Origin of the sequence: Candidatus Jettenia sp. AMX1, assembly GCF_030263775.1 — a bacterium.
Taxonomy (GTDB): Bacteria; Planctomycetota; Brocadiia; order Brocadiales; family Brocadiaceae; genus Jettenia; species Jettenia caeni.
In genome coordinates, this window is sequence record NZ_SZPP01000013.1 from 48,038 (window position 1) to 63,496 (window position 15,459).

Annotated in this window: 8 protein-coding genes; 3 read left to right on the top strand and 5 right to left on the bottom strand. The window is 41.0% G+C overall.

Annotated elements, in window-relative coordinates; all coding sequences use genetic code 11:
• Positions 1 to 21: 21 nt before the first annotated feature.
• The 3 genes from FBQ94_RS04895 to FBQ94_RS04905 all read right to left on the bottom strand — a co-directional run bounded on the left by FBQ94_RS04895 (position 22) and on the right by FBQ94_RS04905 (position 6,410).
• Positions 22 to 1,398: an SUMF1/EgtB/PvdO family nonheme iron enzyme gene (locus FBQ94_RS04895; RefSeq protein WP_007221966.1), complete on the bottom strand. Its 1,377-nt coding sequence runs from the start codon at positions 1,396 to 1,398 to the stop codon at positions 22 to 24.
• A gap of 98 nt (positions 1,399 to 1,496) precedes the next feature.
• A complete protein-coding gene (locus FBQ94_RS04900) occupies positions 1,497 to 4,187 on the bottom strand; it encodes a valine--tRNA ligase (RefSeq protein WP_007221967.1) in 2,691 nt (896 codons plus the stop codon).
• 93 nt (positions 4,188 to 4,280) lie between these two features.
• Positions 4,281 to 6,410, bottom strand: coding sequence for a ChaN family lipoprotein (locus FBQ94_RS04905; RefSeq protein WP_007221968.1), 2,130 nt, complete (start codon positions 6,408 to 6,410; stop codon positions 4,281 to 4,283).
• 269 nt (positions 6,411 to 6,679) lie between these two features.
• On the opposite strand from FBQ94_RS04905, the gene FBQ94_RS04910 reads away from it, so the two are divergent.
• Positions 6,680 to 8,857 (top strand): amylo-alpha-1,6-glucosidase, encoded by a 2,178-nt coding sequence (locus FBQ94_RS04910; protein WP_007221969.1) that lies wholly within the window; start codon positions 6,680 to 6,682, stop codon positions 8,855 to 8,857.
• A gap of 135 nt (positions 8,858 to 8,992) precedes the next feature.
• Here the strand turns inward: FBQ94_RS04910 and FBQ94_RS04915 are convergent, their stop codons facing one another.
• Positions 8,993 to 11,551: a LamG-like jellyroll fold domain-containing protein gene (locus FBQ94_RS04915; RefSeq protein ID WP_007221970.1), complete on the bottom strand. Its 2,559-nt coding sequence runs from the start codon at positions 11,549 to 11,551 to the stop codon at positions 8,993 to 8,995.
• Between the two features lie 396 nt (positions 11,552 to 11,947).
• Between FBQ94_RS04915 and FBQ94_RS04920 the strand changes: the two genes are divergently transcribed.
• Entirely contained in the window at positions 11,948 to 13,372 is a 1,425-nt protein-coding gene (locus tag FBQ94_RS04920) for an aldehyde dehydrogenase family protein (protein WP_007221972.1), read from the top strand.
• Positions 13,373 to 13,468: 96 nt separating this feature from the next.
• On the opposite strand, the gene bfr is transcribed toward FBQ94_RS04920, so the two are convergent.
• Complete coding sequence (bfr, locus tag FBQ94_RS04925) at positions 13,469 to 13,951, bottom strand: bacterioferritin (protein WP_007221973.1); 483 nt, start codon at positions 13,949 to 13,951, stop codon at positions 13,469 to 13,471.
• A 232-nt stretch (positions 13,952 to 14,183) separates the two neighbouring features.
• Between bfr and FBQ94_RS04930 the strand changes: the two genes are divergently transcribed.
• Positions 14,184 to 15,431 carry an aspartate kinase gene (locus FBQ94_RS04930; protein ID WP_007221974.1) on the top strand — a complete coding sequence of 416 codons (1,248 nt, stop codon included), beginning with the start codon at positions 14,184 to 14,186 and terminating at the stop codon, positions 15,429 to 15,431.
• Positions 15,432 to 15,459 lie beyond the last annotated feature (28 nt).

Below are 15,459 nucleotides of genomic sequence, written 5' to 3' on the forward strand. Positions count from 1 at the left end.
GACGGAGTTTTCAGGTAATTCTTACTTTTTCTCTTTTATATCACTTGCACAGCGAAACCCTAACGCCTGGTTAAACAAATCAGGTTGTTCCGATTTTCTCGTGTTAGTTCGTACCTGGAATGGCTGAGAAAAACGAGACCCTCCCCGTATTACCCGTCTGATGCCGTTATCAGGACCTTTAGGGTTTTGATGTGGGGATTCAGCGTAGTACGTATTCAGATACCAATCTGCACACCACTCATGAACGCTGCCGGCCATATCGTAGCAGCCGTAAATACTCTTTCCACTTTCTACACTTCCCACGGGTTTGGGGTCTCCGCTGAGATTGCATCGGGCGGGATTCCACTCATTTCCCCAGGGAAACTTTCTTCCATCCAATCCCCGCGCTGCCTTTTCCCATTCAGCCTCGGTAGGTAACCGTTTCCCTGCCCAGGCAGCATACGCATAGGCATCATACCAGTCAATTCTGACAATAGGGTAATCCGGAACGTTATAGTACTCGTTTTCCCAGAATCTTGGGGTATGATCTTTCCCACTGGGTTCTCCCTTAAAACATTTGCTATGATCGTTTGTCTTTTTCATATATTCTAAAAATTCCCAGTATTGGGCATTTGTTACTTCATAGCGGTCAATTTTAAATGCATCCAAATAGACCTTATGTTCCGGAAATGCATCTTCTCTGGCTTCATTCGTTCCCATAGTAAACTCGCCTGCCGGTATGGTAACGCTTCCATATTTTTGCTTCTGCTCAATCAACGCCTTCCTCATGGTCTCATCCCGATTTTTGAAAGTATCCCGAAGATGTTTTTGCTTCTCCATCGCTTGTTTTAGAATGATGATATAACTTTGTACCTCCGTGAGATCGGTAGCATCCGGTGCGAGTACGATATACTTTTGTAAATGCTGTATTGCCTTTTCAGCGTTTCCCAATTTGCCATAAACCCAACCCATGTTATAATGAAGCGCCGGAAAATCAGAAAACATTTCTTCCGCTTTTTTATATGACTCTATCGCTAAATCATATGATTCGGCATCGCAATGGTCATTGCCTTCTTTATAATATTTTTTAGCAAGTTCTTTTTTGTTTTCTATAGTGTCTGTTTCCTGAAGAGGAGATACCTCAGAAGGTGAAACAAGTTTCTTTCCGTGTTCTTTACAGAATTTCTCTCCCGGAGCCCCTTCTTTATTGCAATCCGGGCATACCATCTTTACTGGTATCTCTACTAATTTTGATCCGTCTTCAGCGCAAAATTTTGTCTTTTCTGAATACACCTTATTACATGCCGGGCATTTTTTTGTTGTTGCAGGTGAAGTAGATATCTCGGCGTGAAGACCTGAGATCGAAATAAAATATGATACCATGATGTAAAATACAGGGATATAAAATATTTTTTTCATGAATTCCTTACCTTAATGCCAAAACTTAACCGTAAAAATACTGAACTATTGAAAAACTATTCCTTGGAATCTGAGGAGATGAAAGATCTCTTATCTTCTCACATTCTACACTCAAGATCGTGCAAAATGAGTTTTACCTTACCAATCTGGTCTAACAATTCCTTCTGGCGATTCTGTTCCATTGCTACAACATGAGCGGGCGCCCTTGCAACAAAATTTTGATTTTCCAGCTTACGCCTTACCACGAGTAAATGGTCTTCCAGTTGTTTTAAATGTTTTAGTTGCCGCTCTTTTTCAGCCATCGGGTCTATAATACCTGCAAGTGGCACAAATGCTTGTATTTGTCCAATAACTTCACAAGCAGAGTTAATGGGTTTCGTAAGATTTTTACCAATCTCTAAATGCTCAAGGTTGGCCATTCGCCTAAGGAGATCTGTATGCTCTTTCAATCCGAACTCACCATTTTCTGAAAAGGAGATCACAGCATTCAATTTTTGCTTTTCCATGATATTCATCTTACTCCGTATATTCCGAATAGCACGGATAATATCCTGCAGGATGACCATGGTTTTTTCGATATGATTTCCATATTGTTTTGTCGCCATGGGCCAGATATTACAGATAATGGCCTTACCGTGTATATCATCCCCGATATCAATTTTATTTTCAGAAATAGTTTGCTTTAAATTTTGCCATAATTCTTCGGTAATAAAAGGAATAAAAGGATGTAATATACGGAGCATTTGATTAAATACCCTTGCCAATACTGTTTGTGCCACCTTTTTATCTCTGGGACTTACCGGCTCATAGAGGCGAGCTTTAACGATTTCCAGGTACCAATCGCAGAAGGAGTGCCACATAAAATCGTAGATTTTCATGGCCGCATCATTAAACTTGAATTGTTCTAGAGATGAAGTACAGGCCTCAATTGTTGCATCTAACCGGTTGAGTATCCATGTGTCTTCAAATTGATAATCTCCGGGTTCAATGGTAATCTCTTTCGGACATTCTTCTTCTAAATTCATCATAACAAACCGTGCTGCATTCCAGAGTTTGTTCGTAAAGTTACGACCCATCTCAAATTTGCTTTCCGAAAGTTTTATATCCTGGCCTTCCGTGGTTAGGATAATAATCGAAAATCGCACAGCATCTGCTCCATAGGTGTCAATCATAGCAAGGGGGTCAATGCCGTTTCCCAGCGATTTGCTCATTTTCCTTCCCTGTTCATCGAGGATTGTACCGTGGATGTAGACATTGGAGAAAGGGACTTGATGCATCATTTCGAGTCCCATCATAACCATTCGGGCTACCCAGAAATAGATAATTCCCCGGTCAGTAACAAGGGTAGACGTAGGGTAGTAATACAGCAATTCAGGCGTTTCCTTAGGCCACCCCATTGTGGAAAAAGGCCATAGAGCAGAACTGAACCATGTATCAAGTACATCTTCATCTTGTTTCAATTGAGTACTACCACATTTTGAACATTTCATGGGCGTTTCACGTGCTACTGTGGTTGCCCTGCACTCCTGACAATACCAGGCGGGAATACGGTGTCCCCACCAGATCTGTCTTGAGATACACCAATCCCGGACATTTTCCAGCCAACTTAAGTATATCTTTTCCCATCGACCAGGGAAGAATGTTATAGACTTTTCCTGTGTTGCCTTTATCGCTGCATCTGCAAGGGGACGCATCTTTACAAACCACTGATCAGAGATATAAGGTTCAATGACGGTATGGCACCGGTAACAATGTCCAACTGAATGCTTATGAGGGACGACATTTTCAATGTATTTTTTCAATTTTAATTCTTCTATCAGAGCATTCCTGCACTCAAAACGGTCCAGTCCTTCGTAATCGCCTGCATTCTCATTCATAATCCCATTCTCATGCATAATAACAATGGAGGTTAACGTATGGCGTTTGCCAATCTCAAAGTCATTAGGATCGTGAGCAGGTGTAACTTTAACTGCACCGGTTCCAAAAGATGGGTCTACAAAATCATCGGCAATAATTGGCAATTCCCGCCCGATAATAGGGAGGGTAAGGATTTCACCTATCATATCCTTAAAGCGGCCATCTTTCGGGTTAACGGCTACGGCAACATCACCCAGCATGGTTTCAGGGCGTGTTGTTGCTACGATAAAATAGAGATGCGGCGCGTCTCTGAACGGATATTTTATATACCACAGATTCCCCTCATGTTCTTCATGCTCAACCTCATCATCGGCTAAGGCTGTACAGCATCGGGGACACCAGTTAATCATGTATTTGCCTTTATAGATTAAGCCTTTCTCAAACAATCGCACGAATGCTTCTTTTACTGCAGTTGAGAGGCCTTCATCCATCGTAAATCTTTCCCGGTTCCAATCGCATGAGCTTCCCAGTTTTTTCAACTGTTTAATAATAGTTGAGCCGTACTGATTTTTCCATTTCCAGACCTCTTCTATAAAACGTTCCCGTCCCAGATGCTCACGCTTTTTGTGTTTAGCTGCTAATTCCCTTTCAACTACATTTTGGGTAGCAATGCCCGCATGGTCCGTACCAGGCATCCACAGGGTGTTGTATCCCTGCATGCGTCTCCATCGGATCAAAATATCTTGAATAATATTGTTTAAGGCGTGTCCCATATGAAGCACACCAGTAATATTTGGAGGAGGAATGACAATAGTATATGGTTTCTGGGAAGGGTTTGGTTCACTATGAAAAAACCCTTTTTCCTCCCAAAACTGATACCATTTGTCGTCTATCTCTTTTGGGTTGTATTGTGTTGACAGTTTTGTCCGCATGGTTTTTATTTTGTAACCTTTTCGTCAGAAATATATACAAATCTCCGTAAATAATAAACAATCATTGTATTGAATAAGCCTCTCATATTCAAGTTATTCTATTTCAAAAAGAGTGACTGAATAGGTGATCTTAGTCCCGCCACGCTCAATCTCCACATTACAGGTATCGCCAAACTGTTTTGTTTGTAAATAACGGACCAGATCCATGACATTTTTTGCTACTCTTCCATCAATTGATAAGATACTATCGCCTACCATGAAACCCGCCTTTTCAGCAGGACTGTTCTGGCCTATTTCCTGGATAACTAATTTATCATCGCTTGTTTTTTGAAGTTGTACTCCCAGGTATACCATCTTTTTTTCCTTTTCGACCGGTGGGATAGCCCAAACAAAATCGGCTGGTTCCAGGGGAATTTCTGTTGAAAACAAGTCTTGATTACCCGTCGGTTTTCCCTCAGTGAATTCGGCCGGATAGATGGTGTAATAGGGGAGAGGAGTGCGGCGAAACACCCTTTTCGGGATTCCAAAATCATACACAATATGACCATTCCCTACAAAGGTGAGAAACTTCTTATCTTTCCCTTCCCATGAGGATAAATAATCTACAATCGTCTGAGCCATGTATTCCTCCCATAAAGATTGTATATCATTATATCTTTCAAAATCTGTTGAACTGCTTACATGTTCCATAATGGCTTTTTTCAAATAGATTCTATGAAAGAAATCGGTTGTATCAATTTCCGGCAATTTTTTTTTCTCTTCCTCGCTCAAATTTTTCAGCCCCTTATTGTGCAGCATTTTTACCAATTCCTTAGGCGCGTTCAGGGCGATTATGGGGATTTTCTTTTCTCGGGCGAAACCAAAGATATCTTTATACAAAGAATAATCATATCCCCACTCTTTATCCCATCGTGTATCCTCAAGAAATTTCTCCTCGTCAATTTCTCCTGCAATCCACTGGTCTAAAAAAGGTTGGTATGGTCTTGTAAACATCTCCATACCAATGGCTATGTTACTCCCAAATTTCTCATAGTATGCCTGAAGCACCTTTAGCTGCACCTGATGGGCTGCCTTGTTTGCATGGGTTTCGCCAACGTAGAGCACGCTTGCACAATCAAAAAAACGGGCAAGGTCAGAAAATTGTACCTTTTCACCCGTTGGGATATGGACAATATCATGGTGAGCGACCTGTGATGGGAAGTTTTTTAATCTATCTGCTTCTGAAAAGGCGTACATAGGTAATAAAAAATTACTTGTTAAAAGAAATAATATGGTTTTGGAAAAACCCTTCATCCAAAGATGTTTAGCAAGACTCTTCATGACCTTAAAGGTATTAAATCCTATTGGCACGAGTTTTGGAAGTATAAAATCCGATATCTTCACGGTGGATAATGATTTGCCAAAAATCTCTATGTTAGTCATATTTTGTTCTCCTATGTTATGTAGCTTGGCAGCTTTTAGAAGAGGCGCCTGAGATGGTGAAACGCAGAGGACCTCTGCCAGGACACGGTCAATGGCGATGCAGTCAATACCTCCGAGGATTAAAGAAACCTGTCTGGGTGTTCCACCCGTTGGCCCATGTTTTTCCATAGCCATAACGGCATCCACGATGGTAAAAGTAGGTTTCACAGCCTGGTAATTTGCCAGGAGCATTTCTGTATACCAGCTCAGGTCATCATGCGACTGAAGATGCCGCCATGCCTTTCTCTTGCCGCTGACGCATCCGTACATATTCTTCACTGCGGCAGTATAGAGCAATTGTACATGGGCTTTCAGTTTGGGAAGGTTTATGATGGCATCTGCATCCAATGCCTTACCAGAAACGGTGAGTGAAAATGATTTTCCTCCGCATTTTGTTTTTATCCTGCGTGGCATATTAAGTTCGATAATCTCGATACCATGCTCCTTTGCAAAGTGGTCAAGACCTATCCGCCTTGCAATTTTTGAGACAGAACCAAAAGCAGGGCTATCGCCAATAATGGGTGTGGTCTCCATCTCCAGTATCTTTTTGGCTATCACTTCTATGATTATAGGATGAGTAACCGCACATTCTTCAGGCGTGCTCTCTTTTATAAAATTTGGTTTTAATAATACCCGTGTTCCCTTTTTTATAATGCTCTGGATACCGCCAAAATGCTGAAAGATCTGATCGATAGCGGAAATGACCTTTTCTTTATCATAATCCTCGCAGTAAACAATAGATACGCCTGTCGTACGTGTCATACATGAACCTGAAATGATACTTTTATGATATACAGCAAAATTGAATTACAACTACTATACTATTTTTTTGTTGTTAATCAAATATTTTGCTAAAAATGACTTTTTTGTTAATTATAATGAGAAATGAGTATTATCGGTACGTGCCGGAAGAGTAAGGTTACTATTATTTTTCCGATAAGATTTATTCCTCATGAGAGTATAATGAAAACAGTGCAAGGTTATGGCCTCAGCCATCTTATTATTCCCTTTATCTTTTGAAAAGGAGACTTATGGATATTCTTAAAGACGGAGACAGGAGGAAAGAATCCGGTAGAACAATCATTTTCAATAGAGATATTTGTCATGACCTTTCCTTAAGCGCAGAAAAGGAGTGGTTAGAGACCAACGGTATTGGTGGCTATGCTTCCTCTACAATAATCGGTGCAAATACAAGGCGGTATCATGGTCTCCTTATGGCTGCTACAAGACCTCCCTTAGGGCGGTCTTTATTGCTATCCAAAGTGGAAGAAACTCTCTCTATAGGAGAGAAGCAGTTTCCGCTCTCTACGAATTTTTACCCGAATGCAATTCATCCTGAAGGATATAAAAATCTTATTCAATTTAGCTTGCATCCATTTCCTACCTTTGCTTATTCTGTGAGCGGGGTAGATATAAAAAAAATAGTGTTTATGGTTCACGGTGAAAATACTACTATCATTTTGTATCAAGTGACTGGTAGAGGAGCACGGCCGTTAGCTCCTTTGTCCTTGAAGATAAGGATCATGATTGCATTTCGTGATTATCATTGGCTTACCTCCGAAAATCCGTCTTTAAAGACCACTTATCATATTCTTCCGCATGGAATATATTTACAGCCATACGAACAGCTTCCCCCCCTGTATCTTTTTCATAATGCACAATCAATCGATACAGTTCAATTCTGGTATAAAAATATGGAATACCCAAAGGAGACCGAACGAGGTCTGGATGCGCACGAAGACCACTTTAGCCCTTTTGCTCTGCAGTTTGATCTGAATAAAGAGATTGATTCCTATATTGTTGCTTCAACAAATGCATGTGAGAGATGGGATATTTTAGAATTACTCAATACAGAAATTAACCGCAGGAAGGGTCTATACAGAAAAAAGTGTGATGATAATGGAAATGCAGATCTCTTAATTTCTCCTGATTTCCCTTTGAAAAAGAAGGATATCGATTATTTCTCTTTTCGCAAAAAGGAAATAAACCGGACTTGCGGAAAGAATGCGGTAGAAAAGACAAAAGATATAACGAAGGAAAATCTTGCTGCATTCATTGAGTCCTTATTGAATGTTTCAGATAGCTTCATTGTAAAGCGGGAAGGTGATAAGAAAAGTATTATTGCAGGATATCACTGGTTCGGGGATTGGGGACGGGATACTATGATTTCACTGCCTGGACTTACCCTTGTACAGGGAAGATTTGAAGATGCCCGGGAAATATTACTTTCGTATGCCCGGTATGTTAGTAAGGGGATGATTCCCAATCGGTTCCCGGATTATGGAGAGACTCCTGAATACAATACTGCCGATGCATCACTGTGGTATATTCATGCAGTATATCAGTATCTGCGCTTTACAAAAGATCTCAATGCCGTTCGCAGGGATTTATACAATGTACTAAAGGAGATTATTAAGTATTATAAGAAGGGAACTCGCTACCATATCCATATGGATACAGATGGCTTAATCTATGCTGGTGCAGAAGGGGTGCAACTGACATGGATGGATGCTAAAGTGGGGGATTGGGTTGTAACACCACGGATGGGAAAGGCTGTAGAAATCAATGCCCTTTGGTATAATGCACTGCAGATCATGGTATTTCTTGCCCGTAAGATGAATTTACCTGATGAAAGTACAGATTATAGTATCTTGGCGCAGAAGGTATGCGAGTCATTTAATAAACACTTCTGGTTTGAAGAAGGGCAGTACCTTTATGATTTCATAGAGGGAGAAACAAGAAATAAGGCCATTCGCCCTAATCAAATATTTGCTGTAAGTTTGCCACATTCGATGTTAACCATGAGAAGACAGAAACGTGTGATGGAGATAGTACAGGAGCACCTTTTGACACCTTATGGACTGAGAACTCTTTCACCAAAAGATAAAGATTATGTGGGGCATTGTATTGGAGGTGTTTATGAGAGAGATAAGGCATATCATCAGGGCACTGTATGGCCGTGGTTAATAGGTCCCTACATTTCAGCCTATGCCAGGGTGTATGCAGGCCATAAAAATATGCAAAAATATATTGAAGGACTTTTTGAGCCGTTTTATACGCATCTATTTGAATCCGGACTGGGAACGATTTCTGAAATATTTGATGGAGACCCTCCTCACACCCCACGCGGGTGTATTTCTCAGGCCTGGAGTGTAGCAGAGCTATTACGCACCTATTTTGAACATATATATGGGCTTGAGAACGATTAATCTTATACGGTTGTTCATGTGATTACAAAAGCTCAGATGCTTGTATTCAAATCCCCTGAAATCACTCTTTATGAAAGAGTGATTTCAGGGGAACTCTCGTGCATTTTTGAGTAAACTTAATCACAAGTTTTATGGTTAATAACTATTGTATAAGTCCTGTATCTCCTGGCTGGTCAAGGCACGCTTATAGAGACGGATGTCGTCGATGAGACCGTTAAAATACCCTTCCTTATACCGTGAATATCCTATTTTCATGTCAGTATAGTAGGTCAATGGTACAATCGTATTTCCGGCCGGATGTGTATCGGTATCAACGAGTTGTCCATTTACATACAGATTTTGCTGTCCTGTTGTCATGTTATAGGTACAAGCAACATGATACCAGGTATTCACAGAATTGATTAAATTTTCTTTCACGGTTTTTGTTATTCTGGTTCCAGTTCCATCCCTGGTTACCAATGAGAACCTGAGAGTATCGGGGCTGCCAGAATTGAATCGTACTTCAAACCCTTCCCGGAGTTGTGGGTCTGAACTCCATCTTAACTCACTGAATATTGCATCGGAATGGTTCGTATCGTTGGTATTCTTTCTGAACCACGCACTCAGAGAGATTTCATTATTATTCATGCGAGGTACTGATACAAAATCATCAACCCCGTCGAAGCTCAATCCGTTGTCGCTTTTCCCTGCTGCCCATACAGCGCCCTGGATTTCACCATGATTACCATTACCTGAGGTATCATGGGCAATTGTTCCTGCCCCTTCATCAAGGGTATAGTGTATCTGTATATCTGTGGCAAAGGCGTTATATAAGTTTCGTATCTCCTTGTCACTTAATGCCCGATTGTAAAGGCGTACATCGTCTATAATGCCACTAAAATACCCCTTATTAACCCTTGAGTGACCTATTCTCATATCAGGATAATATGTCATTGGGACTATGGTATTTCCTGCCGGATGAGTTTGCATAGTAACCAGCATTCCATTTACATATAACTTTTGTTCTCCTTTTATTTTGTTGTAAGTGCCTGCAACATGATACCAGTTGCCAATTGAGTTGAGTAAATTTGCCTTGGCAGTCTTTGTTGTCTTATCCCCACTTTCATTCTGGGTTACCAATGCAAATCTGAGGATATCAGGACTATCGGGGTTGAATCGCATATCAAATCCCTGTTGTAACTGAGGGTTTAGATTCCATCTCATTCCACCAAATATTGCGTCAGCAAGAGCCGTATCGTTTATGTTTTTATTGAACCATGCGCACAGGGAAATCTCATCATTGTTTATACGGGGAACGAGTACGGAATCATTAATCCCATCAAAACTCAATCCGCCTCCGCTTTTTCCTGTTGTCCATACAGCTCCTCCGACGATGGTACCATGATTGCCGTTGCCTGAAGAATCAGTTGCAGCCTGCCCGCTTCCTTCGTCAAAAGAATAAAGAGCCGCCAGAGCATCGGCAGGAGATTTTCTGATGGTGAATCCATCATCAAGTATGGAGCCGTCAGATCTCAGCGCCTGAAATGTTAACGTGTTTGTATTAATGGTAACGCGAGCAAATGAAAATTCCGAATCACACCGAATAACCCAATTGGGTGGTGTCGTGGAGCAGGGATGAAGCTCCGCACCACCGCCGCCAACCACGAGATAAATTTGTCCATGTCCGGCATCAGAGAAATCATAAGCTTCTGGTCCAAAATTATCCGAGTCATCCTTAATAATAGAATCGTAAGCGAGTGGTTTGGTTCTGACATAATTATGATTGTGGGCATGGAATACCAAGTCAACGTTGTATTTATCAAAGAGAGGCTGAAGGTTTGTCCGTAGCTTTGTATAATCAGAGTGCCCGCCTCCGCCTGAGTAAACATTGTGATGGAAATAGGCAATAATCCATTGTATGTTGGGATTTGATGCAGCAGAGGCAAGATCATTATCTATAAAGGTATGCTGGGCGCTGCCAGGATCTGTTGAGTTATCGGTATTTGAATCAATCGCCAGAAAATGTGCATTCCCAACATCGTAAGAATAATATCGCTCGGTCGAAGTTCCATTTGTGGGCATTGCAAAATGGGCCTGAGCAAAGCTATAGGGAGATTTATCAATATCATGGTTTCCCCATGCCGGCATCACGGCGGCAGAAGTGGCGTAAACAGATTGCTGTTCAATCCAGGTATGATAGTTGCTATCAGATGCTGTATATGCAAGATCACCGGCAATGATGTGCAGATCAGCATTCTGGGCAGCCAGGGCTGAATTAATAAGAATAGAATTTGGCGTTGAGTTTTTATCTGCTACGGCAGTAAAAACTAAACCGTTGGTTCCTGATGTACCCGGCGCCGGTGCAGTCCAAAAAGTATAATCACGACTCCATAATCCCCCATCATCACTTACACGATAATGATAAAGCGTGTCCGGGGTAAGGCCTGTTAATTCAACGGTATGAACGTATTCGCCATGCTCGGTATCCACTCCGGTAACTACATTGCCATATGCGGTAGTTCTTCCATACTCAACCTTTGGCGGCTTGTGACTGGTATCTGATGACCACATAATTGTCATAGAACTTGCAGGGTCATGTTGCCAGGAAAGGTGTATCCGGCTTACCGCCGCATATGTTTGTGGCGATAACATCGAGATTGAAAAACCAAAAAGGAATATACACAACAACGTAGGTAAAGACTTCATTGAATACATAGGATAATTTACCTCATAATAATTGTTACATTGAAAGAAATACCAGTAATGCTATAATAAGTTCGTTTTTAACAACGGAGTAAAAAGAGTGGGGGATTAATGTATGTTTTTCTTAATAGAAGCAGATTTCTATACCAAATGCTACCGTTCATGAGATAAAGACTAATAACCTATAACAAAAATTTTTGGTCAAAATAATACCATATATCTCATGGTATTACCATAGATTTTTACCAGGAATGACGAACAATAGCAGGGTAACGGTTATTGATAAATTTTCTCTATATAAAATACCTGCAATTTTGTATAAGAAAGAGGATGGGGTGTATACAATTACTGCATCTGCTCATATGGAGCGATGTATAACATATCCGATGAATAATTTGGAGCTTAAGAATGCAAAATACCGGTAGATATCTCATTGCCAGCGAATGGCGGGAAGGTAAGAATGTGCTTGAGATAAGGAATCCCTATAATAATGATATGGTAGGTATTACCTTTTTGGCAGAAGAGAATGATGCAGAGGATGCTATCCAGGCTGCTGTCCGTGCCTTTGAAGAAACGAGAAGGCTCCCTGGTTTTAAAAGAGCTGAAATTCTTGGTAATATTCGTGATGGAATCCGTAAAAGAAGTGAAGAATTTGCACGATTGATAACGCTGGAAACGGGTAAACCTATTGCCGATTCCCGGACTGAAGTAGAAAGGGCTGTCGGGACATTTCAAATAGCATTCGAGGAATCAAAAAGAATATTTGGAGAATACATTCCTTTAGATATTTCCGAGCGATCCAGGAATAGGACTGGTTTAAACAGACGTTTTCCCATAGGGCCAATAGTAGGCATTTCACCTTTTAATTTTCCCCTGATCTTAATAGCCCATAAAGTGGCGCCGGCGTTTGCGGCAGGAAATCCCATTCTTATCAAACCATCTTTAAAAACACCTCTGACTGCGCTGCTTCTCGGCGAAGTTATTTCTGAGTCAGGTTGGCCTGCAGGCGGTTTTAGCGTATTCCCTTGTACCGTAAATCTGTCCGAACGAATAGTAGCAGACGAACGTATCAGGATGCTTACTTTCACTGGCAGCGCCGGGGTAGGTTGGAGGCTTAAACAAATTGCTGGCAGGAAAAGGGTAATATTGGAATTGGGTGGAAATGCAGGTGCGATTATTGATAGTAGTGATAATCTGGATTATGCGGTGAAGCGATGCATTGCCAGCGCTTTCTCATTTAGCGGACAGGTTTGTATATCTCTCCAAAGGTTGTTTGTTAATAAAAAAATATATGACAGCTTTATGTCGAGTTTTGTAGATAACATAAAGACATTAAAAATGGGTAATCCTATGGATGAAGAAACGAGGCTTGGGCCAATGATCGATGAGCAGGCTGCACAGAGGGTAGAATTATGGGTCAATGAAGCAGTAAGAGGTGGCGCGACACTCATTACCGGAGGAAGACGTAAAGGTACGTTCTATGAGTCAACGGTAATTACCAATACCACGCCGCAAATGAAGGTTAATACTCATGAGCTATTTGCACCGGCTGTAACGGTCTCAGGACACGATACTTTTGAAGAAGCGGTAAGGCAATTAAATGATTCTATCTATGGATTACAGGCAAGTGTATTTACGAATAATATACGGCATGCCTTTTACGCCTATGAGCATTTGGAGGTAGGTGGTGTGATGGTGAATGATGTACCATCTTTTCGTTCTGATAATATGCCTTATGGTGGGGTTAAGGAGTCGGGTATTGGACGGGAAGGCGTTCGTTATGCTATCGAAGAGATGACAGAACCTAAATTATTAGTTTTGAATTTATCTTAAACATGAAATAAATAAAACCAACAATTCAGGTGTATGGTATTGTTGGTTTTATTTATCACGATAAGAATTGAAGTTCCGCTAACGGGTATTCAGTCCTTAAGATTTCTCTTCTTTGTGTACCTGTATAGACAAGAAATTCTCAATTCCCATATCCTTGATTTGTTGTAAATAGGATTCTAAATCATCGACGTGGGCTTCTTCTTCGACAAGGATATGTTCCAGTAACTCGCGTGAGCCGCCATCACTCACATCGATGCAGAGTTTGATAGCCTTTTGAAGCCTCTGAATCGCTGTCATTTCTAGTGCATGATCATTTTCCGCCTGTTCTTTCACCGTTTTTCCTATAGTAACTTTATCGAGTTTACTAACGGTAGGACTACCTTCTAAAAATAACATGCGTTCCATCAATTTCTCTGCATGCTTCATCTCTTCTATTGCTCTCTTTTCATTATCCTCATATAAACATTGATATCCCCAGTTCTCACACATTTTGGCATGGAGAAAATATTGATTGATGGATGTCAATTCTGAGATAAGTATTTCATTGAGCGCTTCGATAACTTGTGTATTTCCTTGCATAAAAAAACCTCCTTGTTTAATGTGGTTATCGCATATAAATAGATATTGACGAACAGGTAATACTTATTGCCAGTATAATATAATTTGATATCTTGTCAATTATAAAAGATTTTATCCTTTTCAATCTCCAGAAAAAGATTGACTTTAATAAACACATGTAATAATCTAAATAACTATTTATTGAAGTTCGATGTTTACCGATAGAGGGAATAACGCATTTTAAGGATAGTATATGGGACTTATCGTACAGAAATTTGGTGGCACTTCTGTAGCCAATGCAGAACGTATTAGGGCGGCCGCAAAACGTATCATCGAGACATACAAGGCCGGGAATAAGGTAATTGTGGTAGTGTCAGCGAGAGGTCAAACGACTGATGAACTGATTGATCTTGCCTATGAACTGACGGATAATCCATCAACACGTGAACTTGATATGCTTATGTCTACCGGAGAACAGATTTCCATAGCCCTTGTGGCTATGGCAATCCATGCGCTTGGATATCCGGCTGTTTCTTTTACCGGAGGACAGGTAGGTATCATTACTGACAGCTATCATACCAAGGCGCGCATCAGGAACATTAGTACGAATCGTATTCAAAAAGAACTGGAGAACGGTACAATTGTTATTGTTGCCGGATTTCAGGGTGTTGATGCAAATGAAAATATTACCACTCTCGGACGCGGTGGTTCGGATACAACGGCTGTAGCTTTAGCCTCTATCATGGGGGCAGACCGGTGTGATATTTTTACTGATGTGGATGGTATCTATACCGCTGACCCACGGAAAGTTCCGTATGCGCGGAAACTTGATAAGGTATCGTACGATGAGATACTTGAACTGGCAAGCCTGGGAGCACAGGTGATGCATTCCCGTTCAATCGAATTTGCAAAAAAATATAACGTTCCCCTGTATGTCCGGTCAAGCTTTAATAATAGCGAAGGGACGTTGATTTGTAAGGAGGTGAAGGAGATGGAGGATATTGTTGTTAGCGGCGTTGCCGTAAGCAAAGAAGATGCAAAGATTACTATTCGGGCTGTACCCGACGTTCCTGGTCAGGCTGCTAAGATATTTCATGAGATTGCCCGAAGGAATATTAACGTAGATATGATTATACAGAATGCCAGTATCGAGGGTAGGGCGGATGTAACATTCACGGTGCCAAGAAGTGATTTACGAATAGCCCTGGAAACTGCAGAAAAGATAAAGAATGACCTTGGTGCTAAAGAAGTAATGCATGATAGTAAGATTGCTAAACTTTCAGTGGTAGGTATTGGCATGCGGAGTCACTGCGGTGTAGCTGAAAAAATGTTTAGCGTATTAGCCGACGAGAAGATCAATATTCAGATGATCAGTACTTCAGAGATTAAGATCTCCTGTGTGATTGATGACGCCCACGCTGATCGTGCCTTACGGGCTGTTCATACAGCTTTTGGACTCGATAAAGTAGAAAAGGAAAAAGAAGAGATTATTAAGGTATAAAGACCTGGCCATTAGTCCTCAATAATAA